The organism is Sulfitobacter sp. G21635-S1 (assembly GCF_027213915.1).
Taxonomy (GTDB): Bacteria; Pseudomonadota; Alphaproteobacteria; order Rhodobacterales; family Rhodobacteraceae; genus Sulfitobacter.
In genome coordinates, this window is sequence record NZ_JAPWGV010000001.1 from 32,207 (window position 1) to 54,246 (window position 22,040).

At 61.9% G+C, this 22,040-nt stretch carries 22 protein-coding genes; 9 read left to right on the top strand and 13 right to left on the bottom strand.

From position 1 onward, the window contains the following. The first annotated feature begins 17 nt into the window (after window positions 1-17). Window positions 18-482 carry a nuclear transport factor 2 family protein gene (locus O4H53_RS00180; RefSeq protein ID WP_269360447.1) on the top strand — a complete coding sequence of 155 codons (465 nt, stop codon included), beginning with the start codon at window positions 18-20 and terminating at the stop codon, window positions 480-482. 3 nt (window positions 483-485) lie between these two features. Further along, window positions 486-1,370 (top strand): pyridoxamine 5'-phosphate oxidase family protein, encoded by an 885-nt coding sequence (locus tag O4H53_RS00185; RefSeq protein ID WP_269360448.1) that lies wholly within the window; start codon window positions 486-488, stop codon window positions 1,368-1,370. Between the two features lie 87 nt (window positions 1,371-1,457). Here the strand turns inward: O4H53_RS00185 and O4H53_RS00190 are convergent, their stop codons facing one another. The 13 genes from O4H53_RS00190 to O4H53_RS00255 form a co-directional block, all read right to left on the bottom strand. Continuing rightward, window positions 1,458-2,960, bottom strand: coding sequence for a tripartite tricarboxylate transporter permease (locus O4H53_RS00190; RefSeq protein WP_269360449.1), 1,503 nt, complete (start codon window positions 2,958-2,960; stop codon window positions 1,458-1,460). Continuing rightward, window positions 2,957-3,442, bottom strand: a complete 486-nt coding sequence (locus O4H53_RS00195) for a tripartite tricarboxylate transporter TctB family protein (RefSeq protein WP_269360450.1) — start codon at window positions 3,440-3,442, stop codon at window positions 2,957-2,959. The genes O4H53_RS00190 and O4H53_RS00195 overlap by 4 nt, the downstream gene beginning before the upstream one ends. Window positions 3,443-3,508: 66 nt before the next feature. Beyond that, window positions 3,509-4,465 (bottom strand): Bug family tripartite tricarboxylate transporter substrate binding protein, encoded by a 957-nt coding sequence (locus O4H53_RS00200; protein WP_269360451.1) that lies wholly within the window; start codon window positions 4,463-4,465, stop codon window positions 3,509-3,511. 486 nt (window positions 4,466-4,951) lie between these two features. Then, the gene (locus O4H53_RS00210) at window positions 4,952-5,752 is read right to left on the bottom strand and encodes an SDR family NAD(P)-dependent oxidoreductase (protein WP_269360452.1); all 801 of its coding nucleotides are present in this window, start codon (window positions 5,750-5,752) and stop codon (window positions 4,952-4,954) included. Window position 5,753: 1 nt separating this feature from the next. Further along, window positions 5,754-6,629: an amidohydrolase family protein gene (locus tag O4H53_RS00215; RefSeq protein WP_269360453.1), complete on the bottom strand. Its 876-nt coding sequence runs from the start codon at window positions 6,627-6,629 to the stop codon at window positions 5,754-5,756. Then, on the bottom strand, window positions 6,622-7,194 hold the full coding sequence (locus tag O4H53_RS00220; protein WP_269360454.1) for a carboxymuconolactone decarboxylase family protein: 573 nt from the start codon (window positions 7,192-7,194) through the stop codon (window positions 6,622-6,624). The genes O4H53_RS00215 and O4H53_RS00220 overlap by 8 nt, the downstream gene beginning before the upstream one ends. Then, window positions 7,191-7,835 carry a glutathione S-transferase family protein gene (locus tag O4H53_RS00225; RefSeq protein WP_269360455.1) on the bottom strand — a complete coding sequence of 215 codons (645 nt, stop codon included), beginning with the start codon at window positions 7,833-7,835 and terminating at the stop codon, window positions 7,191-7,193. The genes O4H53_RS00220 and O4H53_RS00225 overlap by 4 nt, the downstream gene beginning before the upstream one ends. Beyond that, window positions 7,832-9,142 carry a TRAP transporter large permease gene (locus O4H53_RS00230; protein WP_269360456.1) on the bottom strand — a complete coding sequence of 437 codons (1,311 nt, stop codon included), beginning with the start codon at window positions 9,140-9,142 and terminating at the stop codon, window positions 7,832-7,834. The genes O4H53_RS00225 and O4H53_RS00230 overlap by 4 nt, the downstream gene beginning before the upstream one ends. Continuing rightward, entirely contained in the window at window positions 9,139-9,663 is a 525-nt protein-coding gene (locus O4H53_RS00235) for a TRAP transporter small permease subunit (RefSeq protein WP_269360457.1), read from the bottom strand. The genes O4H53_RS00230 and O4H53_RS00235 overlap by 4 nt, the downstream gene beginning before the upstream one ends. Window positions 9,664-9,716: 53 nt before the next feature. Then, on the bottom strand, window positions 9,717-10,718 hold the full coding sequence (dctP, locus tag O4H53_RS00240) for a TRAP transporter substrate-binding protein DctP (RefSeq protein ID WP_269360458.1): 1,002 nt from the start codon (window positions 10,716-10,718) through the stop codon (window positions 9,717-9,719). Window positions 10,719-10,834: 116 nt separating this feature from the next. Next, the gene (locus O4H53_RS00245; protein WP_269360459.1) at window positions 10,835-11,878 is read right to left on the bottom strand and encodes a LysR family transcriptional regulator; all 1,044 of its coding nucleotides are present in this window, start codon (window positions 11,876-11,878) and stop codon (window positions 10,835-10,837) included. 284 nt (window positions 11,879-12,162) lie between these two features. Further along, window positions 12,163-12,831 carry a flavin reductase family protein gene (locus O4H53_RS00250; RefSeq protein WP_269360460.1) on the bottom strand — a complete coding sequence of 223 codons (669 nt, stop codon included), beginning with the start codon at window positions 12,829-12,831 and terminating at the stop codon, window positions 12,163-12,165. Between the two features lie 42 nt (window positions 12,832-12,873). Then, on the bottom strand, window positions 12,874-13,566 hold the full coding sequence (locus O4H53_RS00255; RefSeq protein WP_114276932.1) for a GntR family transcriptional regulator: 693 nt from the start codon (window positions 13,564-13,566) through the stop codon (window positions 12,874-12,876). Between the two features lie 255 nt (window positions 13,567-13,821). Between O4H53_RS00255 and O4H53_RS00260 the strand changes: the two genes are divergently transcribed. The 7 genes from O4H53_RS00260 to O4H53_RS00290 all read left to right on the top strand — a co-directional run bounded on the left by O4H53_RS00260 (window position 13,822) and on the right by O4H53_RS00290 (window position 22,026). Next, on the top strand, window positions 13,822-15,393 hold the full coding sequence (locus tag O4H53_RS00260; RefSeq protein WP_269360461.1) for an ABC transporter substrate-binding protein: 1,572 nt from the start codon (window positions 13,822-13,824) through the stop codon (window positions 15,391-15,393). 65 nt (window positions 15,394-15,458) lie between these two features. Further along, a complete protein-coding gene (locus O4H53_RS00265; RefSeq protein WP_269360462.1) occupies window positions 15,459-16,430 on the top strand; it encodes an ABC transporter permease in 972 nt (323 codons plus the stop codon). Then, window positions 16,427-17,365, top strand: a complete 939-nt coding sequence (locus O4H53_RS00270) for an ABC transporter permease (protein WP_114276930.1) — start codon at window positions 16,427-16,429, stop codon at window positions 17,363-17,365. Before O4H53_RS00265 ends, O4H53_RS00270 begins: the two co-directional genes overlap by 4 nt. A 12-nt stretch (window positions 17,366-17,377) precedes the next feature. Beyond that, entirely contained in the window at window positions 17,378-18,574 is a 1,197-nt protein-coding gene (locus O4H53_RS00275; protein ID WP_269360463.1) for an amidohydrolase family protein, read from the top strand. Beyond that, complete coding sequence (locus tag O4H53_RS00280) at window positions 18,574-20,046, top strand: amidohydrolase family protein (RefSeq protein WP_269360464.1); 1,473 nt, start codon at window positions 18,574-18,576, stop codon at window positions 20,044-20,046. Before O4H53_RS00275 ends, O4H53_RS00280 begins: the two co-directional genes overlap by 1 nt. Window position 20,047: 1 nt before the next feature. Then, window positions 20,048-21,061 (top strand): ABC transporter ATP-binding protein, encoded by a 1,014-nt coding sequence (locus O4H53_RS00285; protein ID WP_269360465.1) that lies wholly within the window; start codon window positions 20,048-20,050, stop codon window positions 21,059-21,061. After that, window positions 21,058-22,026, top strand: a complete 969-nt coding sequence (locus tag O4H53_RS00290; RefSeq protein ID WP_269360466.1) for an ABC transporter ATP-binding protein — start codon at window positions 21,058-21,060, stop codon at window positions 22,024-22,026. Before O4H53_RS00285 ends, O4H53_RS00290 begins: the two co-directional genes overlap by 4 nt. Window positions 22,027-22,040: the final 14 nt, after the last annotated feature.

Genomic DNA, 22,040 nt, shown 5'->3' on the forward strand with positions numbered 1-22,040 from the left:
CCGCAAAGGATGCACCGATGACCCGTCCCCCGCTTCCCCCATTCACCGAAGACAGCGCCAGTGAAAAGATCCGCCTGGCCGAGGATGGCTGGAATTCCCGCGATCCGGCCAGGGTGGCGCTGGCCTATACGCAGGGCAGCCGCTGGCGCAACCGCGTCGAATTCCCGGTGGGCCGCGCCGAGATCGAGGCTTTCCTGACCCGTAAATGGGCGCGCGAACTGGAGTATCGCCTGATCAAGGAACTCTGGGCTTTCGCGGGCAACCGCATCGCCGTGCGCTACGCCTATGAATACCGCGACGACAGCGGGCAATGGTTCCGGGCCTATGGCAACGAGAACTGGGCGTTCGCGGCGGATGGCCTGATGGCGCAGCGTCATGCCAGCATCAACGAGCAACCGATCCGTGAGGATGAGCGTAAATTTCATTGGCCGCTGGGCCGCCGGCCTGACGATCACCCGGGCCTGTCCGATCTTGGTCTTTGAGCCATGACCGGTTCCGTTTTTCACGCTGGCGAGCGCGCGGTGCAGGATCGCGCTGGTGTTCCGGCGGGTTGGCGCCAACGCGCCGCCCGCGCGATCCGGCCGGAGATACCCCTGCTGCTTCAGCCCTTTTTCGAAAGCCTGCCTGTGCTGTTTGTCGGTCTGCAGGACATGCGGGGAAGGCCGTGGGCCACGGTCTGCCCGCTGCCAGCGGGAGCACAGGTGACGCGCGACCGGCTGACGGCCCGCGGCCGCCCGGTGCTTGCCGAACTGCTCGGCCTTGATCTGCGGTCCGGCAGCAAGGCGGCGGTGCTTGGGCTGGACTTCGCGACACGACGGCGCAACCGCGTGAATGGCACTGTCGTCTCAGCGACAGAGGATATTCTGTCGATCGCGGTCGAACAATGCTACGGCAATTGTCCGCAACACATCCGGACGCGCGACATCCGCCCGCCCGCCGCGCCAGTGCCGCTTGCCGAAGGCAAGCCTGTTGCCATTGGCGACGCACGCGCGCAACGGATCATCTCGCAAGCGGATACATTCTTCATCGCGACCCATGCAACAGACGGGGCGGATGTGTCCCATCGGGGCGGGGCGCCCGGCGTCCTGCGCCAGAATGCAGACGGCTCGCTTTCTTTTCCGGATTATGCCGGCAACCGCTACTACAACACGCTGGGCAACATCGAGGTTTCGGGCCGCGCAGGGCTGTTGATCCCGGATTTTGCCAGTGGCGAGGCGATCTTTCTGACCGGCAGGGCGAGCGTCGATTGGTCCCCGGCCCGTGCTGTCGCCTTCGCAGGGGCTGAGCGCGTGGTGGATGTTCAGCCCGAGGAGGTCTGGTATGCGCAGCATGGGGTGCCGCGCGGTGTCTTCAGACCGCACACAGGATGATGACAGAAGGGAAATGATGGCGTTTGAAAGGCTGTTTGCCCCGCATGGAAGATCCTTTCAAAGCCACAGTTCGAGACTGACGGCGGTTCATGAACGGTCCCGTTTCAAAGCTTGCCGTGCCTGGATCAATGCCATGCCCGATTGCAGCAGCACCACTCCGATAATCAGCAGCAACAGTGTCAGGCTGATCGGACGCTCGACAAAGATGGCGAAACTGCCGTCCGACAGGGAAAGGGAACGCCGGAAGTTTTCCTCCACCATCGGCCCCAGCACCAGGCCCAGCACCAGCGGCGGTGCGGGCAGGGCCAGCAGACGCATCACCCAGCCGACCACGCCGAAGGCCAGCAATTGATATACGTCGAAAACCGAGTTCCGTATGGAATAGGTTCCGATGAGGATGAGAACGATGATCATCGGATAGAGCAGACGGTAGGGTATGCGCAGCATCGACACCCACAAGCCGATCAGCGGGATGTTGAAGATCAGCAGGATGAAGTTGCCAAGCCAGAAGCTCATGACAAGACCCCAGAACATCTCGGGCTCGGTGGTGATCATGCGCGGACCGGGTGCGACGCCATGGACAATCATTGCGCCCAGCAAAAGCGCCATGACCGCATCGCCGGGCACGCCCAGGGTCAGGGTCGGGATAAAGGCGGTCTGCGCGGCCGAGTTGTTGGCCGCTTCCGGCCCGGCGACGCCCTCGACCGCGCCCTTGCCCATGTTTTTCCGGTTGCGGGCGGATTTGTTCTCGACCGCGTAGGAAAAGAACGACGCGATGGTCGATCCGGTGCCGGGCAGGGCACCGAAGAAGCTGCCGATGGCAGAGCCGCGCAGGATCGCCGGAAACGCGTCCCGGAATTCCGTCCGTGTCGGGATCATCGAGCGGAATGACACTTTGGCCGTTGCGATGCGGTTTTCCTTGCGGCCGATATTGGACAGCACTTCCGACAGGCCGAACAGACCCATGGCCGAGGCGACAAGGCTCACGCCATCCATCAGCTCCATCTGGCCGTAGGTGAAACGCATGGTGCCCGAGGTCAGGTCAAGCCCGACAATCCCGATGACGATCCCGACAACCACCATGGCGAGGCTGCGGATCGCGGATCCTTCTGACAATGTTGCCGCCGCGATCAACCCCAGGGCCATCAGCATGAAGAATTCCGGCGAGCCGAAGCGCAGCGCGATCTGGGAAATCTGTGGCGCGAACCCGGTCATGATCAGGATGCCGATGCTGCCACCGATGAAGGAGGCCACAGCGGAAATGAACAGGGCTACGCCGGCACGGCCGTTGCGGGTCATCTCGTAGCCGTCCAGACAGACAACGGCCGAGGATGCTGTCCCCGGCATCCGCAGCAGAATCGAGGCCACGGAACCGCCATATTGCGCCCCGTAGTAAATGCCCGCGAGCATGACGATCGCATCTGTCGGGGAGACATAATAGGTCAGCGGCAACAGCATCGAAATCGCCGCCATCGGGCCGATGCCCGGCAGAACACCGATGAACATACCGACCGAAACGCCCAGCAGGCAAAACAGGAAGGTCTGCGTTGAAAGGGCAACCTGCGCGCCGAGGATCAGGTTGTCGATCATCGCATCAATCCCGGCGGCAGGAACTTGAACTGCAAATCAAGAGCCAGGCCAAAGATCAGCCATATCCCGAAACAGATCGCCAGGGGCAACAGCACCCATTCGACCATTTTCCGCTCAGGCTCTGCCATGGCTGCGATCAGGGTCACGACTATGATAGCAATGAAACCGCCGACGATTTCATAGAGGACCGCGAAGGCGACGATAGCCGTCAGCAGAAGGGCAGGAGGGCCGAGCGGGCCTGATGTCACGCGGGCTTCGGGTGTCCGCCAGCCCTCGACCAGGAGGACGAGGCCGAAGACGGCCAGGATGACGCCGAGGGCGGTGGGGAAATAGCCCGGCCCCATCTGGCTGGTGCTGCCAAAGGGCATACGGGACGCTTCGAGGATGACGACAGCGGACATGGCGATCAGGGTCAGGCCGCTCAGGCTGCCGCGCGATGTCAGCCTGTACAGAAAGCGGGTTCGGGTAAAGAATTGAGCCACGACAGTCTCCGGTGAAGAGGTATGAAACGAAATCGGGCCGCCTTGTGGCGGGCAGCCCGTGACGGTTCACTGCAGTTCGATACCGGCGCTTTCCCCGATGTTGCGGAACAGCTTGGAATGGTCCTGGATGGTCTGCCTGAGTGTCGCATTGTCCCGGTATTTGGGGAACAGCCCGGTCAGCAGGGCGGTTTCGCGGAATTGCGCATCTGCAACGACCTGCTCCATCGAGGCAGAGAGCTTTTGCACGATGTCATCGGGCGTCCCATCGGGCGCGAAAACGCCGAACCAGCCCACAACTTCCACGTCGAAACCGGCTTCCGCCGCGGTCGGGACATCGGGGGCCTTGGGATGGCGCTCTGCTGACAGGACGGCAAGAACATCGAGCGTATCCTGACCGTATTGTTGCAGGATATTGGGCGCCATCAGCATTTCGATCTCACCCGACATGACCGCCGCCATCGCCTCGTTCGTGTCGTTGTAGGGGATATGCTTGCCCTGACCTTTGACCGCATCCAGAAACAGAAGTGTGGTGAACTGGGCCATCGACCCGATCCCGGTAGAACCGTAGGTGGTGCCTCCCGTCTCGCGTAGATGGTCGACCAGATCGCCGAGGTTTTCGAACCCGAGGCCCTTCGAGGTGCCGACGAAGACCGACGCATCGGTCAGGCTGGCGACCGGCTCGAAATCCGCGACGGGGTCGTATTGCAGGTTGGGGTTGATCAGCGGCTGGATGACATGTGTGGAATTGTTGGCGAAAAGCAGCGTGTATCCGTCATTCTCCGCGTTTGCTGCAAGCATGGTCCCAAGGGACCCGCCTGCGCCAGGTTTGTTTTCGACAATGACGGGCTGTCCGTATTCCGTCGACAGGCGGTCAGCCGCAAGACGCGCGATCCTGTCGGTCGCCCCACCGGCGCCATAGGGAACAATCAAAGTGACGGGGCGTTCGGGCCATTCACCTGCGACCACTGACGTGGCCAGCACGGACATCCCGAGGGCAGCAGCAATAGATACGAAAACTCGCATGGAAATTCCTCCCTTTTACACGCTTTCTTCGAGCGGGTCCGTTCCGGTCTCCCTCCCGGTTGGGCCAGTTTCTGCGTGATTTCATATTGGTACTGCCAAGCCGTGGCAGGCCGTTATGCTAATTACTTATAGGCTCCGAGGGTCCCTGTTCTTTGCCGTGGAGGACGCTCGAACGCGATGAAGCACACGCTGGGCCTCTCAGTCAGCAAATCATTGTGGCTTTCCATACTGCGGGCGGCCAATGCGCTGCCGATCCCGGCGCCGCTCTTGCCGACCGCCCAGGCCTTCGGCTAGGATTTCCTCCAGATCCCGATATGAAACTCCGTTGCGCAAGTAGAAGAAAACCGCGTTGCAAGTTCACGTCTTTCGGAAAATGCGCGCCCTAAAATGAAATTGACACGGTTTGCTCCTGTCATCTGCCAGCACGCGCAACCAGAACAGCGTTTGATCTGACAGTTGGGGACGGAGTTTGCGACAGGCCCCTTGTCAGTCGCAGCGTGCGCTCATGCCGCCGTCGACCACGATCTCGGTGCCGGTGACGAAGCGTGCCTCTTCCGAGCAGAGGAAAAGCGCGGCATTCGCGGTGTCGCGGCCATCACCCATCCAGCCCAGCGGAATCCGCCGGACGCGCGATTGCAGCAATGCGTCGACGTTGCCCCCCGTGCGCTGCCCCGCCAGCCGTGTCTCGACCATCGGTGTGTGCAGCTGACCGGGTACCACGGTGTTGACCCGCACGCCCTTGGGCGCGAATTCCACCGCTGTCACCTTGGAGAAATGGATGATCGCGGCCTTGGCCGAGGCATAGGCGATCTGCGGCGAGCCGGTAAAGCGGGTGCCCGAGGTCGAGGAGGTGTTGACGATGGACCCGGCGCCTTTCTCTGCCATATGCGGCAGCACCGCGCGGCAGGTCAGGTAGACGCTCTTGAGATTGAAATCCATCTGACGGTCCCAGCCGGCCTCGTCCAGATCGGTCGCGCCACCCTTGGCCGAGCCGCCGACGTTGTTGACGAGGATGTCGACGGTGCCGAACCTTTCGATGCAGGCGGCAACCATCGCCTCGACCGCCGCGCTGTCGGTTACATCGCAGAGGTAGGGTTCAAACTCGCCCCCGGCGGCGCGCACCCGCTCAAGCGTTTCTTCCATCGTGTCGGCGCGCAGATCGACGGCAAATATCCTGGCACCTTCTTCGGCAAAGCGCACGCAGGTGGCGCGGCCGTTGCCCCAGCCCGGCCCGACACAGCCGGCCCCGGTCACGATTGCGATTTTGCCTTCCAGACGTCCGGTCATGTCAGCTCTCCTCAAAGCGGTAAAGTTTTGTCGGGTTATCGACCAGCAGCGCCTGAAGCGCGCGGGCATTGGGTGCGATCTGCGGCAGCAGGTCGAACAGGTCTCCGTCATCCGGCGGGTCGCTGCGGTAATTGGGGTGCGGCCAGTCCGTGCCCCAGACCACCCTGTCGCCAAAGCGTTCGACGATGGTGCGGGCAAACGCCACCGCATCCGCATAGGGCGGATCCTGACGCGAGGCGCGTTCGCAGCCCGATACCTTGCACCAAAGGTTGTCGTGATCGAGCAGGCGCAGCAACGCCTGGAACGGCGGCTGGTTGACACCGAGCGCGGCATCCACCCGGCCGAAGTGATCGACGACGACAGTCACGGGCAGATCGGCCAGCAGCGGCGACAGGGTTTCGATCAGGCCGGGGCCCATATGCACCTGAAGATGCATGCCACGATCGGCAAGACGCGGCGCAAGTGCGCGCAGCTCCTCGGGGCTGGCGCCCGGCGCGAGATGCGCCATGTAGTTGAACCGCATGCCGCGAAAGCCCTGGTCTGCCAGCTTGTCCAATGCCGCGTCGCTGACATCCGGAGGTGCCAGCGCGATGCCCAGATAGCGGCCGGGGCGGGCCTGCATGGCATCCACGACCACCGTGTTGTCATTCCCGTGCACCGCAGATTGCACAATCACGCAGCGGTCGATCCCCATCTGGTCGTGCAGCGCGAACAGGGCTTCCTTCGGCGCGTCGGCAGGTTTGTAGCTGTTGACCTCGCAATAGGGGAAATGGTCGCGGGGGCCGAAGACGTGGCAATGGCAATCCGTCGCGCCCCCGGGCAATTCTGCGCGGGTCGTGCGTGGATAGCGTTTCCAGGTCAGGGGACGTTCATTCATTGGAAAGCTCCGGGGCCGGGTTGTCCCCCATCGGGGGCACTTTGAAGATGTTGATGGTCAGCGAAATCAGCGTGTAATAGCCAAGCATCCCCACGAGATCGACGAGCGCCTGCGTGCCCAGAACCTCTGTCGCGCGGGCATAGAGCGCGTCATCGACATTGCGTGTTTCATGCGCGGCCCGCGAGACGTCATAGACCACGGCCTCTGCCGGATCGTCGAAATCGGGGCGGCGGTTTTGCCGGATATCCTCGATGATCCGGGGGGAAAGGCCGGCTTGCAGCGCATGCCCCTTGTGGATCTGCCATTCATACTCCGAGCCGAACACCCGACCCGTCACAAGGATCGCGAGTTCGGAAAGCCTGGGGTCGAGCACCGTGTCGTAACGGCAGTAGCGACCGAGATCCTGCGCCCTGGCTGCCAGTTCGGGGCGGTGCAGCCAAACGGCCAGCGGACCGCGGACCCCGCCGCGCGGGCCGCTGGCGATGGCATCGTGAATTTCCTGCTGCCGGGCGTTGTAGGTTGCGGGGTCTGGTGCGGGCAGACGTTGGTCGGGCCAGAGGCTCATTCCTGTTTCCTTTCGGTTCTTGTCCAGCACGGGTGGTTGCGGGCGAACTCCTGCAACCATTTGTCGAGTTTTGGGTGGGCATCCTGCCAGGCGAGGGGCCGCCGCCAGTTCAGGTAGCCAAGCGCGGCGGCAAGGGTGATCTGGACCAGCTCCGCACGGGCCGGATCCGGCAGATCGTTTTCAAAAGCGGCAAGGGCGCGGGTCATCTTGCCCTTCTGATGGGCCAGCCAGCGTTCGGAGGCCTGATCCGGCCCGCGAAAGCGGCCTTCATAGGTGACCAGAAGTGCCGCGTCGGTGATCCCGTCCGCCAGCCGCGCCCGGGTCAGAACGCGAAACCGTTCGGGCCCCTCACGGGGCATCAGCCGACCGCCGCCTGTGAGCGCATCGAGCATCTCAAGGATGACATGGCTGTCGAAAAAAGCCTCCTCTCCGATCAGGAGACAGGGCATTTTACCCAGTGGATTCTGCAGGCGCAGACCATCGGTTTCGGCCAGCGTGTCGGCAGGCTCCAGCCGGATCCGCGCGTCCAGCCCGAGGGCGATCAGCGCCATGCGGACCTTGCGTCCGAAGGGCGAGGTTTCGGTGCTGCGCAGAACGACGGCAACCGCCGGGTCCTCCCAGAAGCTGCGCAGCTCCGTCATTGCATACGCTCCGGCAGGAAGAGCGCGATTTGCGGAAAGGCGCAGAGCAGCACCAGCATCACCAGGCCGGCGATCACGAAGGGCAGCAGGCCGCGGAACACGTCTTCAAGCTGGACCCGGCCATTCGAGGCAGATTGCACCACGAAGCAGTTGATGCCCACCGGTGGCGTGACCGCGCCGATTTCCACCAGCAGCACCACGAAGATGCCGAACCAGACCGGATCGAAACCCAGGTTCATCATGACCGGATGGGTGATCGGCAATGTGATCGCCAGCAGCGCCGGCGCATCCATCAGCATGCCCAGGGCGAGATAGATCAGCGCGACCAGCGCGACGATGATCCAGCGATTGACCTCAAGCTCGGTCAGGAAGCCGCCGACACTGTTGGTGACACCCGAGAGCGCGAGGAACTTTGAAAAGACCAGCGCACACATCAGGATGGCAAAGATCATCGCGGTTGTCCGCATTGTCTCCATCAGCGTGTCCTTCAGGGCGATGCCCTTGAACCCGCGATGCCGGATGAGCGCCAGAACCAGCGTCAGCATCGCGCCGATCCCGCCCGCTTCGGTCGGTGTGAAGATGCCAAGGTAAAGGCCCGAGACGATGGCCGCGATGATCAGCACCAGCGGGCCTGCCATGCGCAGCGACAGGACTTTTTCGCGCAGCGAATAGGTCGTGGTTTCCATCGGGGCAAGTTCGGGGTTCATCCGCACCCGCACCCAGATCGCCACGCAAAGGATCAGGGCAAAGAGAATGCCCGGGATGAAACCCGCAATCAGCAGCGCGCCGATGGAACTGTCGGTGAGGATGCCGTAAACGACAACCAGCGCGGAGGGCGGGATCATCACCGCAAGCGTGCCGGCAATGGCAATCGACGCCGAGGCAAGGCTTTTGTCATATCCGCGATTCAGCATCTGCGGCAGTGCAAGTTTGGTAAAGACGGTCGCGGTGCCGACCGAGGAGCCCGAGGCCGCACCGAAAGCGGCGGCGCCCAGCGTTGTCGAAATTGCCAGCCCGCCGCGCAGCCCGCCCAGCCATTTCGACGCGGCTTCGAACAGGTCTTCGCCCAGCCCCGCCCGCATGGCGAAAAAGCCCATCAGCAGGAACAGCGGGATCACCGAGAAATGGAACGAGTGTGTGGTGTCGAAGAATACCGTCGAGAGCAACGCCGTGGCGGCGTGGAACCCGACCAGCGCGGCGAGGCCAAGCGCCCCGACAAGGCCGAGGACCACCATCACATTGATGCCGAGCAGAATGCCGGCAAAAAGGCCCAGCGTCCCGATAAGGCCGATTGCCAGATTGCTCATTCGATTTCCTCCGGTTCGGCATCGGGCAGCGCCCCGCCAAGCGCGGCCAGAACCGCGTCAATCAAGAATTGGATGGTGAGAAGCGCCATGCCAAAGGCGATTGCGCCCTTGACCGGCCAGAGCGGGTAACGGATCGAACCACGCTCGATTTCGCCGATGGCAAAGGATTTCGCAGCCAGCTTCCAGCCCGCATAGGTTGCCCAGGCAAACAATCCGGCCCCGGCCAGCATTGCCAGAACGACGGCGGCGCGGCGCAGGCCTTGTGGCAGGGTTCGGGTCAGCAGCACGACCTTGATGTGCCCGCCCTCGTATTGCGTCATGGCAAGCGACAGGAACACGATGATCGGAAGCGCGCCCTCGGTCAGTTCCAGCGTGCCCGCAACAGGCGTATTGAACAGGTACCGCAGCAGCGCATTCGCAACGACCAGAACCATCACCGCCATAAGCGTGATGCCGGCCAGCAGTCCACAGAGGTTCAGCACACGGCCGAAACCGGCGCGCAGTTTCATTGTATATTGCATCGGAATTCTCCTGCGACATTGGCGCGGGCGCGGCCCGCGCCAATATGCGACGTTCAGAATGTCAGCTTGGCGACGATGTCATCGACCGGAAGGTCCAGGGCCCTGGCCTTTTCGATCCATTCGTTGCGCACCGCCTGGACCTTGTCGTCGGCAACCAGCGCTTCAAGCTCGCCCGCCGGGAAGTCGATCACTTCCACGCCCAGATCGCCCTGCCAGAGTTCGCGCACCCGCGCATCGTCCTCATCGAGCATGCGGCTGTATTCCATCAGGTAATCATGCCCGAGCTGATCGACCACGGCGCGGGTTTCCGCGTCCAGCGCGTTGTAGCTGTCGAGGTTCATCGCGATGATATGGCCGAACGAGGCACCGAAGGGCACTTCGATGTAATATTTGGCCACCTCGTCATATTTCCAGCCGCGCGCCAGGGCGGGTCCGATGGGCGTGCAGTCGATCACGGAACGCTGCAGGGCCTCATAGGAATCGGAGGTCGAGATCGACACCGGCGTCGCCCCCATCGCCTCGATCAGCGCGGGGTAGGCAAAGCCGTAAGAGCGGATCCGCAGACCGGCCATATCGTCAATCGAACGGACCGGTTTGGTGCAGAGCAGGCCGTAGTTCTCAAGGGGCCGAAAGCCGACAGCGTGAAGATTTTGCTGTGCAAGCTCCTGACCGAATTGTGGATAGTCCTTGTGCCAGGACGCCATCGCTTCACCCACGCCCTGGGTCTTCATCGGCTGCGGGATGTAGAAGCCGACGGCGTTGTTCAGCGGCAGAAGGTCCGGAAAATAGGGCGTGATCACATCGCCGAAGTCGCCCACGCCTGCGGCCAGCGCCTCGGGGATCTCGCGGGCCTTTGCAACGGAACCGCCCCAGAAGATGTCGATTTGATGCTTGCCGCCGGTCCGCTCTGCGAACTGATCGGCAAACCATTGTGTTGTGATCGCCTGTGCATCACCCGCGCCTTGCGGCTTGTAGGTGATCCACTTGAAAGTGTCGGCACATGCGGCGCTGGCCAGAGCAGTCGCCACAATTGTCGCGGAAATCAGGGTTCTCATGCAGTCTCCTCCCATTTCAGCGATTCCTCCAATCGCTGTGCAGGTAAATGACTGCCAGAACGGAAGGCATGCGAAAAATGCTAGATAAACATGACTTTCATGCTGTCAGGGTATGGCTAGTGCCAGATATTGCGTTCCACCAGTTCCCCGACGATTTCGGCGATGACGGTTTCAACTGCCTTGATCGCCATATTCTGCCGCTGGTCTGACTTGATCGCGGTGCAAAGCCGCCATTGAACTTCCGGTTCGACAATCGGAACGGCAATCAACGTCCCCAGGTGGAATTCGGTAAGAACACCGCCGAACGTCAGAAGCGTGAAGCCATGCCCATCCCGGACCAGTGCTTTCAGATGCCAGACGCCATCGACCCTTTGGGTGACGTTCAGCTTGCGACCGATCTTTTCCGCGTGTTGATCGGCCAGCAATCGCAGATAGTTGGAACGAGATGGCATGATCAGCGGCAATGATGCGGCTTCTGCAAGCGTATAAAAGGGTTTGTCGAGCGATCCCGTCTGCCCGATCAGGTGAAGCTTTTCGATCAGCAATTCCTGGGCGGTGATATCCGCGCGGTCCGGCGGGTTGTGCATGACAGCCAGACTGATCTGACCGGTGAGCAGCCAATCCTCCAGATCGCGGCTGAAGCCTTCCTTGAATCGCAGTTCAATGTCCGGAAAACGCGCTGTGACGCGGCGCAGCAAGGGCGGCGCGATGAATTCGCCCGGGGTCGGGGGCATGCCGATGACGACCGTGCCGACCGGCCGTTCGGAACTGGCGGTGACGTCGTGATAGGTCTGGGCGAGCTGCCCGAAGAGCGTATAGGCACGATCCAGCAGGATTTTCCCTGCCGGTGTCACCTCGACCCCCCTGACCGAACGTTCGAAAAGCGCGAGATTCAGATCGTGTTCGAGATTGGCGATCTTCCGGCTGAGCGCCGGTTGCGCAATGTTGAGGCGTCGGGCGGCGCGCGTGATGTTCCGCTCTTCAGCGACGGTAATGAAACACCTCAACGTACGAATGTCTGGTTCCCAGTCTGGCAAACTATCTGTCCGTTCATCTTTTGCGGTCAGGGGCTCATCGGACGCGCTGTTGTGGCTTTTGAAAGTTCTGTCAGGGGGATGAGCACCTGCGACCTGTATAAACTCAACCGCACATCCTGCCACTATGCAACACAGGAGGCGGAGAAAGGGAAACCCGGGATGCCCGGCCTGAAAAGGAGCGGGAAAGTCCCTTGAAGGGTGATGCGTGACAGTGGCCCTGCCTATTGCCTTTGCCGCGCCCAGCTGTGGTGCGCAGGTCTGGTTCCGCGGTTCCCTAGGAGAGTTTCGTGTCCCGTGGGTATCCGTTCAGGGCCGAAGTTGCGTATTCGGCGGAAGCCAGCCCGATGGCGTCCTGCATTTGAACAGCACGTCCGCCCGGGATCAGCTTTTCTGTCGCAGCTTCGCGCTTACCTGCCAGCGGTTTTCTGGTGCTGACGGCTGTTCCATTCCGTCTCGGACATGGTCGGAAGATCGAAGGTCGCATTGGAACGGCAATAGCCATGACCGCCCATGCGCCCCAAAGCGTCGAGGGCCGCTGCATCGACGTGAAAACGGTCATTCACGAGACCGGGCCTTGCGTGCATCGCCAGCACTTCGCCCAGAATGATTTCCCGCGATTTGCCGATGTTGAGCGTCACATGGCGTTTGCATTCGAACCGCACCGGCGCTTCGGCGATCTGCGGAGAGGAGACGAATTCGCCCGGGATCATTGTCAGCCCCGCCATCTCCAGCTCGTTCACGCCTGCGCCGAAGGGCACGGCGGTCACATTCATTGCATCCAGGTTGTCGAAGCCGACGATATTGACGGTGAATTCCTCAGTGACGCGGATGTTGTGACCGGTATCCTTGAACCGCATGTCGGAGTGGTTTTCCACGCCAAGCGCGAGGATCGCCGGATCCGACGACAGGCAGTTGAAAAAGCTGAAGGGTGCGGCGTTGGGGCGGCCCTGTTCATCCACCGTCGTCACCCATGCGATGGGGCGCGGCACCACCGATCCGATCAGCAGCTTGTAGCGGTCGCGGGCACCGAGTTCGGCAAAATCGAAACGGTCGGAGACTGGGGCAGTGCGGTTCATGGGCATCTCGAATGTTGAAAACGGCAAGAGGCGCGCGGCAGCTCAGTCGTTCGGGGTGACATAGCGGGCGAGGATATCGCTCACGTTGTTCTTTTCCGCGTCATCGGGTTTGAGCAGGGCGCGGTCCTGTACGCCGTGCAGGTGCCGGTGCATCCGGGCTATGGCACGTTCGGCATCCCTGTCCGCTATGGCGGCGATGATCTCTGTGTGTTCATCCAGCCCGCATTTCGCTGAATGCGCCTGGGCGAAACGCGCCATTATCAGCGAACAGCGCGATACGATCTCGTTGACGTAGTTCGCGAGGATCTTGGAGCCGGTCAGCTCTGCCAGCAGGATGTGGAATTCACCTGCCAGCCGGATCGACCGTGTGGTGTCCACGTGGAGATATTTGTTTTCCTCGGCCAGATGCGCCCTGAGCGCCTTGACGATGGGCTTTGGGTCCATCGCGCAGAGCCGCTGCATCACTTCGCGTTCAAGGCATTGCCGCATTTCGAAAATGTCGTGTGCTTCTTCGATGGTAGGCACCGCGACCGAGGCGCCCCGATTGGGCTGCAGATCGACCAGCCCCTCGGCATCGAGCCGGACCAGCGCATTGCGCACGGTTGTGCGGCTGACGCCGAAGGTTTCGCCAATCGAATCCTCGGGCAGTTTCACGCCGGGCTTGAGCGCCTGTTCGATGATTGCCTGCCGGAGCGAATCATAGACCGGAAAGCTGCGTGTCGCGGATTTATACATGTCGGACCTATACCATATCGCTTTCGGAAGTCAGCGGTTAGTGCATTCATCCTATTGGATACAATGATTGAATACAATAACTAACTTTTTTGTAGTCATAACGGAATTTTCTCGCTAGCTTTCAGGAAATAAATGGCTGCATGGCGGAGAATCTCCCAGCTTTCCAAGGGAAATTCGACGTCACTTCAGAAAGTTCCGACATAAAATGTATACAATTTATCAAGTGACCGTATGCAAAAAACTGGGAGAAACACGATGAAACGACTTCAAACCATCCGGCGCGCGGCCATCTGCGGGGCCGCCGCAGCCTTGCTGGCCGGTGCTGCCAGCGCCGAAACGATCCGCTGGGGCGCACCCCGCGATATCGTCTCGCTTGATCCGTATTCCTACGGCGACAGCTATACGATCAACTTCCTGAACCACATTTACGAAGGCCTGGTGCGCTATAACCGGGATCTGGAGATCGAACCGGCACTGGCAACCGAATGGGAAATCGTTTCACCCACCACCTGGCGCTTTACCCTGCGCCAGGGTGTCAAATTCCACGACGGTGCCGATTTCACCGCCGAAGATGTTCTGGCCTCGTTGGAGCGGGTGAGTGACGAGACATCGCCGCTCAAGGGGAACCTGCCGGCCTACAAGAGCGCCACGGTGGTCGATGACCACACCATCGACATCGAGTTGACCGGCGCCTATCCGCTGTTGCTGAACGACCTGACAAACATCCACATCTTTGACAAAGGCTGGCTGGTTGCCAACAACGCCGAAAAGCCCACCGATGTGAGCGCGGGCGTCGAAGGTTATGCCACTTTCAACACCAATGGCACCGGCCCGTTCCAGCTGGAATCCCGCACTCCGGAGGCCCAGACCGTGCTGACCGTCAACGGGAATTGGTGGGACGATCCCGCGCATAACCTGACACGGATCGAGTTCCAGCCGATCTCTTCCGCGGCGACCCGGGTTGCGGCGCTGTTGTCAGGCGAAGTCGATTTTGTCGACAGCGCCCCGGTGCAGGATCTGCCACGCCTTGAGCAGGCGGACAATCTGACGGTGCTTGAGCGCACCGACCTGCGCACCGTGATGCTGGGCTTCAACCGGCGCGACGCGCTGGTGACCGGCGGCACAAACCCGATGAACGATCTGCGGGTGCGCCAGGCGATGCAGATGGCCGTGGACATGGAGCTGATCCGTGACAAGGTCATGCGAGGCAAGTCACGCAATGCCGGTACGCTGGTTGCACCCTCTATCCCCGGCTATTCCGAGGCGCTGGACGTCCCCGTCGCCTATGACCCCGAAAAGGCCAGGGCGCTGCTGGCCGAGGCGGGTTTTGCCGAGGGGTTCGAGTTCGACTTTGTCTGCACCAATGAAAGCTATGTGAACGAAGAGCAGTTCTGCCAGGCGATTGCCTCGATGTGGTCTCGCATCGGGCTCACGCCCAAGCTTGATATCGGGCCGACCGCCAAGCAGACGCCGAAGCGCGCGAACGGCAAGGCAGATGTCTATACCATCGGCTGGGCGACATTGCCGATGCTGGATACCTATTCGATCCTCGTTCAGATGCTGCATTCAAAGGACGGCAACTCGGGCGTGTTCAACTGGGGCGACTGGTCCTATCCCGAACTGGACAAGCTGACCCAATCCGCAGCGGTGGAACTGGACCGTGACACCCGGCTCCAGATGGAAACCGATGCGCTGAAAATCGCCAAGGACGAGATCATCATGATGCCGATGCACCAGCAGCCGATGGCCTGGGCGGTGTCAAAGGGCTTCAGCGATTTCCCGCAGTTCCCCGACAACAAACCACGGATGTGGTACGTCACCAAGTAATCTCCCTGACTGGGGCGGCGCATCGTCGTCGCCCCGTTTTTGCACCTGAACCGGAGACCATCACAATGCTGGCATTCATCATCAAACGCCTCGCCAATGCCGTCTTTGTCATGCTGTCCGTCACGTTTCTGGCCTTTGTCATTTTCACCGCCGTCGGTGATCCGGTCGACCAGATGCTGAACGAACAGGCGACCCAGGCGCAACGCGACGATCTGCGCGAAAGGCTTGGGCTGGATGACCCGTTCCTCGTGCAATATGCCAAGTTCGTCGGGCGCGCGGCGCAGGGCGATTTCGGCATCTCCTTTCGCAATCAGCAGGACGTTCTGGCCATGATCGGCGAACGCTTTCCGGCCACCTTCGAACTGGTGCTGGTGGCGACCTTGATTTCGCTGGTTGTCGGCGTGCCGATGGGCGTGATTACGGCGATCAGGCGACAGACCTGGTACGCCGAAGCGATGCAGTTCACCTCGATCATCGGCGTGTCGCTGCCCAGCTTCGTGGTGGGGATCGGGCTGATCCTGGTGTTTTCGGTCTGGCTGGGCTGGTTTCCGGCATTTGGCCGGGGCGAAACGGTTGATCTGGGCTGGTGGACCACCGGCCTGCTAACGCCGTCGGGGCGCATGTCCATCATCTTGCCCGCATTGTCGCTTTCGCTGTTCCAGATCACCCTGGTGATGCGGCTTGTGCGCGCCGAGATGCTGGAAGTGTTGCGATCCGATTTCATCAAGTTCGCGCGGTCGCGCGGCATACCCGCCCGGTCGATCCACTTTCGCCACGCGCTGCGCAACTGCCTGATGCCGGTTGTCACGATGACAGCCATGCAGATCGGTGGGCTGATCGCCTTTGCGCTGGTAACCGAGACGGTCTTCCAGTGGCCGGGCATGGGCCTGCTGTTCATCCAGGCTGTCACTTTCGTCGATGTGCCGATCATGGCGGCGTACCTCTGCATCGTCGCCCTGATCTTTGTCGCGCTGAATGCCATCGTCGACATGACCTATGCCGTGATCGACCCGCGCCTGAAAGGAGCCGACGCATGACCGATCAGACCGATACCAAGGTGCCCTCGCGCGCCGAACGGTTCTTTGACAGCGATCTATGGTGGTCGTTCAAGTCGCATAAATCCGCCGTTGGTGCCGCCATTGTGCTGGCACTGGTGATCCTGACCGCGTTTCTGGCACCGCTGCTGTCGCCGCAGAACCCCTATGATCTGGCGGCACTTGAGCTGTGGAACGCCGAGCTGCCTCCGATCTGGATGGAGGGCGGGCAAATGCCGTATTTGTTGGGAACGGATGTGCAAGGGCGCGACATCCTGTCCGGCATTCTTTACGGCACGCGCATTTCCATCATCATCGGCATCGCCTCGGTGGCGGTATCGCTGGTGGTTGGCATCGGCCTGGGATTGATGGCGGGGTATTACGGCGGCTGGATTGACAATGTGCTGATGCGGATCGGCGACGTGTTGCTGTCAATTCCGATCGTGCTGGTGGCAATCCTTGTCAGTTCCGTGGCGCAGCAGTTCCTGTCACCGGCCTGGCGCGAGGCTGGCGTGGCTGCGGTTCTGGTGATGGCCATCGCGATGTATTCCTGGGTGCAATATGCCCGCGTGGTGCGGGCGCAGACCATGGTGGAGCGCCGCAAGGAATATGTCATGGCCTCGCGGCTGGTCGGCACACCCGCGCGGCGACTGATGCTGAAGCACATCCTGCCCAACACCCTGACACCGATATTCGTTGCCGCCACGCTGAACTTTGGCCTCGCCATCCTGATCGAGGCAACGCTGTCGTTCCTCGGCGTCGGCATGCCGCCGAACCAGCCGTCGCTGGGCACGCTGATCCGGGTTGGCAATCAGTACCTGTTCTCCGGCTCCTGGTGGATTGTGCTCTTCCCGTCGATCCAGCTTTGCATCCTTGTGGTTGCTGTCAACATGCTGGGCGACTGGCTGCGCGATGCGCTGAACCCGAAATTACGTTGAAGGAACAAGACCATGAGCGATCTGCTGATCAAAAACGTCCGTGTGCTGGACGGACAACCTACCGAAATCCTGATCCGGGACGGGCGCATCGCCGGGATCGGTGCCGATCTGGACGGTGCCGGAGCCGCAGTCGAGGACGCGGGCGGGCGCATTGCGCTGCCCGGCCTGACCGAGGCGCATACCCATCTCGACAAGTCGCTGCTTGGCTATCCCTGGTATCACAACGATGTCGGCGGCGGGAACCTGATGGCGATGATCGACAACGAGCGCCAGATGAAGCAGCGCCTTGACCTGGATCCGCATGTGCAGTCGATGCGCCACGCGCTCCAGACAGCGAGCTTTGGTGCGACGTTGATCCGCAGCCATGTGGATATCGACACGACCGGCGGTCTGCGGGCGCTGGAAGGGGTGATGGAGACGGCCGAAAAACTGGCAGATGTGGTGGAGATTCAGACTGTCGCCTTCCCGCAGTCGGGCCTGATGATTGCACCCGGCACCGCGGAACTGCTGGACGAGGCAATGACGATGGGTGCCGACCTGATGGGCGGGCTTGACCCTTGCGGCGTCGATCACGACCCCAAGGGGCATCTGGATACGATCTTCGGGCTGGCGGAAAAGCACGGCAAGGGCATCGACATTCACCTGCATGAGCGTGGCGAGTTGGGTGCGTTTTCGATGGAACAGATCCTCGACCGGGCCGAGGCGCTGGGGATGAAGGGGATGCTGACCGTCAGCCATGCCTTCTGTCTCGGGATGGCGGACCCTGCGCGGGTCAATCCGCTGCTGGAACGCCTTGGGGCGCTGGAAGCGAGCATCATGACAACGGCGCCGGCGTCCAGCCCGGCACCGCTGGTCCGGCAGATGGCGGAATATGGCATTCGCTTTGGCGCGGGCAATGACGGAATTCAGGATACCTGGGGGCCTTATGGCAATGGCGACATGCTGGAACGGGCCAAGTTCGTTGGCCTGCGCAGCAACCTGCGCTCGGACGCCGAGATGTACATGGCGCTTGACGTCTGCGCGGGTGGCGGGGCCGAGGCGATGGGGATGGAACGGCGCGCGTTGAAAGTTGGCGCGCCGGGTGATCTGGTCATCGTCGAAGGGGTTGCTGTGGCCCATGCCATCGTCCGCCACGCTCCGCGCAAGCTGGTGGTGAAGGCGGGCAAGGTCACCGCCCGCGACGGTGCCACGCTGATGGCTGCGCCGTGATGCGGTTCGGCGACCTTCCCCTTGGCAAGCGGCCTGAAGGCCGGTGGAGCCTGACTGCCGATTGGGTGGTTGTGGACACCCCGGCGGGGCGGCGGCTGGTGCAGGGCGGCGAGGTCGTGATCGAGGGCGACCGGGTGCTGCATGCAGGCGGCCGGTTCGGGGGCGAGCTGCAGGCGCGGTTCGACATGGGGGCGGCGCTGATCGCTCCGGGGTTTGTCGATCTCGACGCATTGAGCGATCTGGATACGACGCTGCTGGCACATGACAACTGGCCCAGTGAGCGCAAGGGCCGTGTCTGGCCGCTGTCCTACATGGATCGTGGCCCCTATGAAATGTACACACCCGACACATTGGTTGCGCAGAAACGGTTTGCCTTCGGGCAATTGCTGCTGAACGGGATTACCTCTGCCGCGCCGATTGCCTCGCTGTTCTATCGCGCATGGGGCGAAACGGTCGACGAATTCACTGCCGCCGCAGATGCGGCAGAACAGATGGGCCTTCGGGTCTGGCTTGGCCCGGCCTATCGGTCAGGTGGCATGGCGGTGGATCAGCAGGGCCGGTTGAGCGCTGTCTTTGACGAGGCGCGCGGGTTGCAGGGGTTGCAGGACGCAATTGCCTTTGCCGAAGCGATGCAGGGCAGGGACCTGGTTTCGCCAATGCTGGCGCCGGACCGGGTTGAGACCTGCACCGAAGAACTGTTGAAACGTACCATGGCGGCGGCGGATGACCTGGATTGTCCGGTGCGCCTGCACATGGCGCAGGGGCAGATGGAATTGCAGACGGTGCAGGCGCTGCACGGCAGGACCGCGCCGGAATGGCTGGACGGGCTGGGCTGCCTGACGCCGCGGCTGCTGGCGCCGCATGCGACCGTCGCCACCGCAGAGGACCTCGACCGCTATTGCGACAATGGCGTGACGGTGGTGCATTGCCCGCTGGTGTCGGCCCGGCACGGTGGCGCGCTGCGGTCCTTTGCCAAATTGCGTCAGATGGGCATCAACGTGGCCATGGGCACCGATACCGCGCCGCCCGATATGGTGCTGAACATGGCCGTGGGCATGATGGCCTGCCGCCTGAACGACGGGCTGGAGTCTGTCCGCTCGGGCCAGATGTTCGATGCGGCGACCTTGGGTGGGGCGAAGGGCCTGAAGCGCGACGACATTGGCGTGCTGCGCGCCGGAGCCAAGGCGGATGTCGCGGTTTTCGACATGGCCGACAGCTATATGGCCCCGCGCATTGATCCGGTTCAGACCCTGATCCTAGGGGCGACGGGCCGGGTCACCCGCGCCACGATCGTGGATGGCCGTCTTTCCATGCGGGATGGCGACGTGGCCGGGATCGACATTAAGGCGGCGCGCCGGCAGGTGCAGGAACAATTCGACGGGCTGATCGCGAAATATCCCGAAAGGACCCTGGGCCACCCGCCTGTCGAAGAGATCTTTCCGCCCACCTTTCCCCTTATGATCGGAGACTGAAATGATGGCGCAACCCATTGCGGCAAGCAAAGTGCCCGAGGCGGCAACCCCTGCGCTGGATGTGTCGGGGTTAAGTGTTGAATTCCCGTCCCGGCGCGGCACGCTTTTGGCCATCGACGATGTTTCCATGCAGATCGCACCGGGCGAGATCCTGGGTGTCGTGGGTGAATCCGGCGCGGGCAAATCCATCACCGGATTGGCGGTTCTCGGGTTGCTGGAAAGTCCGGGCCGCATATCCGGCGGCGCGATTCACGTCGGTGGCAGGCGCGTGGATACCCTGTCGGAAAAGGAACTGACCAAGGTGCGCGGCCGCGAAATGGGGGCGATTTTTCAGGACCCGCTGACCGCGCTCAACCCGCTGTTCACGGTGGGCAAACAGCTGGTTGAAACCATCCGGCTGCACAGCGGCATGTCAAAGGAGGCGGCAAATGACCGCGCCCTGGCGCTTTTGCAAAGCGTCGGTATTCCGGCACCCAGGGAACGCCTGCGCCAGTATCCGCATCAGTTCTCCGGCGGGATGCGCCAGAGGGTCGTGATCGCATTGGCGCTTGCAGCTGGCCCGCGTCTGATCATTGCGGACGAGCCGACAACCGCTCTCGACGTGTCCATCCAAGCGCAGATTACCGCGCTGCTGCGCAAATTATGCGACGAGACAGGCGTGGGGATCATGCTGGTGACCCATGACATGGGCGTGATCGCCGAAACCGCCGACCGGGTCTGTGTGATGTATTCCGGTCGGGTGGTCGAAAGCGGCCCTGTTGCGGAAGTGATCCACAATCCGCAACACCCCTATACCAAGGGGCTGATGGCAGCGATCCCCAGCCTGCATGACCGGGTTGAGACTCTGGCGCAGATCGACGGGTCGATGCCACGCCTGAATGCGCGTCCGACTGGCTGCGCCTTTCATCCGCGTTGCCCCCATGCCGGTCCGAAATGCAGTGCTGCGACGCCGCCGCTGGTCTCGGTGGGCGTGACGCGTTCTGCATGCTGGCTGCAACAGGGAGGCACACAATGACTGCTCATGTTCCCGCGCTGACCGTCGATGGCGTCAGCAAGGTCTTTGACGTTTCCGCCCCCTGGCTGAACCGCGTGATCGAACGGCGTCCGAAACTGTTCGTCGAGGCGGTGTCGGAGGTTTCCTTCACGGTCGAGAAGGGCACCTGCTTCAGCATCGTCGGAGAATCGGGATGCGGTAAATCCACGGTCGCCCGACTGGTCACCGGGCTCTACAAGACCACGCGCGGTGACATTTCCTTTGGCACCGGGGCGACGGGACGTCCGATCCGGGTCCAGATGATCTTTCAGGACCCGCATTCCAGCGTGAACCCGCGCTGGCGCGTCGGCGATATCATCGCCGAACCAATTCGCGAGATGAAATTGCGGGATACCGAGAAGGAAACCATGGCGCGGGTGCGCGAGCTGCTGGAAACGGTGGGGCTGGGTGCCGATGATGCGCAGAAATTCCCGCATGAGTTTTCCGGCGGCCAGCGGCAGCGCATTTCCATCGCGCGGGCTCTTGCGTCGGAACCGGAATTGCTGGTCTGCGACGAACCCACTTCGGCGCTGGACGTGTCGGTGCAGGCGCAAATTCTGAACCTGATGCGACGGCTGCAGGATGAACTGGGGCTGACCTATCTCTTCATCAGTCACGACCTGAGCGTGGTACGCCACATGTCCGACCATATTGCGGTCATGTATCTTGGCCGCATTGTCGAACAGGCACCGGTCGAGCAGCTTTTCACGGCACCGCAGCACCCCTATTCAAAGCTGCTGCTTGCGACGATCCCCGACATCCAGAACCCCAAGCGTCGGGTGGAGGCGCAGGCAGGCGAACCGCCCAGCCCGTTGAATCCGCCAAGCGGATGCGCATTTCATCCACGCTGCCCCATCGCGATGGAAAAGTGCAGCAAGGTGATGCCCGAATTGCTGCATGCCGCAGGACATGCAAAAGTCTCCTGTCACGCGGTGGCGGAGGTCTGAGGATTAGCGGCGCT

What these genes read in the sequence shown, in the direction of transcription:
- O4H53_RS00260 (WP_269360461.1), top strand. Translation starts at nt 13,822, where the DNA reads ATGAAACGACTTCAAACCATCCGGCGCGCGGCCATCTGCGGGGCCGCC.
- O4H53_RS00210 (WP_269360452.1), bottom strand. Translation starts at nt 5,752, where the DNA reads ATGACCGGACGTCTGGAAGGCAAAATCGCAATCGTGACCGGGGCCGGC.
- O4H53_RS00230 (WP_269360456.1), bottom strand. Translation starts at nt 9,142, where the DNA reads ATGAGCAATCTGGCAATCGGCCTTATCGGGACGCTGGGCCTTTTTGCC.
- O4H53_RS00255 (WP_114276932.1), bottom strand. Translation starts at nt 13,566, where the DNA reads ATGTATAAATCCGCGACACGCAGCTTTCCGGTCTATGATTCGCTCCGG.
- O4H53_RS00280 (WP_269360464.1), top strand. Translation starts at nt 18,574, where the DNA reads ATGCGGTTCGGCGACCTTCCCCTTGGCAAGCGGCCTGAAGGCCGGTGG.
- O4H53_RS00200 (WP_269360451.1), bottom strand. Translation starts at nt 4,465, where the DNA reads ATGCGAGTTTTCGTATCTATTGCTGCTGCCCTCGGGATGTCCGTGCTG.
- dctP (WP_269360458.1), bottom strand. Translation starts at nt 10,718, where the DNA reads ATGAGAACCCTGATTTCCGCGACAATTGTGGCGACTGCTCTGGCCAGC.
- O4H53_RS00215 (WP_269360453.1), bottom strand. Translation starts at nt 6,629, where the DNA reads ATGAATGAACGTCCCCTGACCTGGAAACGCTATCCACGCACGACCCGC.
- O4H53_RS00285 (WP_269360465.1), top strand. Translation starts at nt 20,048, where the DNA reads ATGATGGCGCAACCCATTGCGGCAAGCAAAGTGCCCGAGGCGGCAACC.
- O4H53_RS00275 (WP_269360463.1), top strand. Translation starts at nt 17,378, where the DNA reads ATGAGCGATCTGCTGATCAAAAACGTCCGTGTGCTGGACGGACAACCT.
- O4H53_RS00265 (WP_269360462.1), top strand. Translation starts at nt 15,459, where the DNA reads ATGCTGGCATTCATCATCAAACGCCTCGCCAATGCCGTCTTTGTCATG.
- O4H53_RS00185 (WP_269360448.1), top strand. Translation starts at nt 486, where the DNA reads ATGACCGGTTCCGTTTTTCACGCTGGCGAGCGCGCGGTGCAGGATCGC.
- O4H53_RS00290 (WP_269360466.1), top strand. Translation starts at nt 21,058, where the DNA reads ATGACTGCTCATGTTCCCGCGCTGACCGTCGATGGCGTCAGCAAGGTC.
- O4H53_RS00270 (WP_114276930.1), top strand. Translation starts at nt 16,427, where the DNA reads ATGACCGATCAGACCGATACCAAGGTGCCCTCGCGCGCCGAACGGTTC.
- O4H53_RS00190 (WP_269360449.1), bottom strand. Translation starts at nt 2,960, where the DNA reads ATGATCGACAACCTGATCCTCGGCGCGCAGGTTGCCCTTTCAACGCAG.
- O4H53_RS00220 (WP_269360454.1), bottom strand. Translation starts at nt 7,194, where the DNA reads ATGAGCCTCTGGCCCGACCAACGTCTGCCCGCACCAGACCCCGCAACC.
- O4H53_RS00180 (WP_269360447.1), top strand. Translation starts at nt 18, where the DNA reads ATGACCCGTCCCCCGCTTCCCCCATTCACCGAAGACAGCGCCAGTGAA.
- O4H53_RS00250 (WP_269360460.1), bottom strand. Translation starts at nt 12,831, where the DNA reads ATGAACCGCACTGCCCCAGTCTCCGACCGTTTCGATTTTGCCGAACTC.
- O4H53_RS00235 (WP_269360457.1), bottom strand. Translation starts at nt 9,663, where the DNA reads ATGCAATATACAATGAAACTGCGCGCCGGTTTCGGCCGTGTGCTGAAC.
- O4H53_RS00225 (WP_269360455.1), bottom strand. Translation starts at nt 7,835, where the DNA reads ATGACGGAGCTGCGCAGCTTCTGGGAGGACCCGGCGGTTGCCGTCGTT.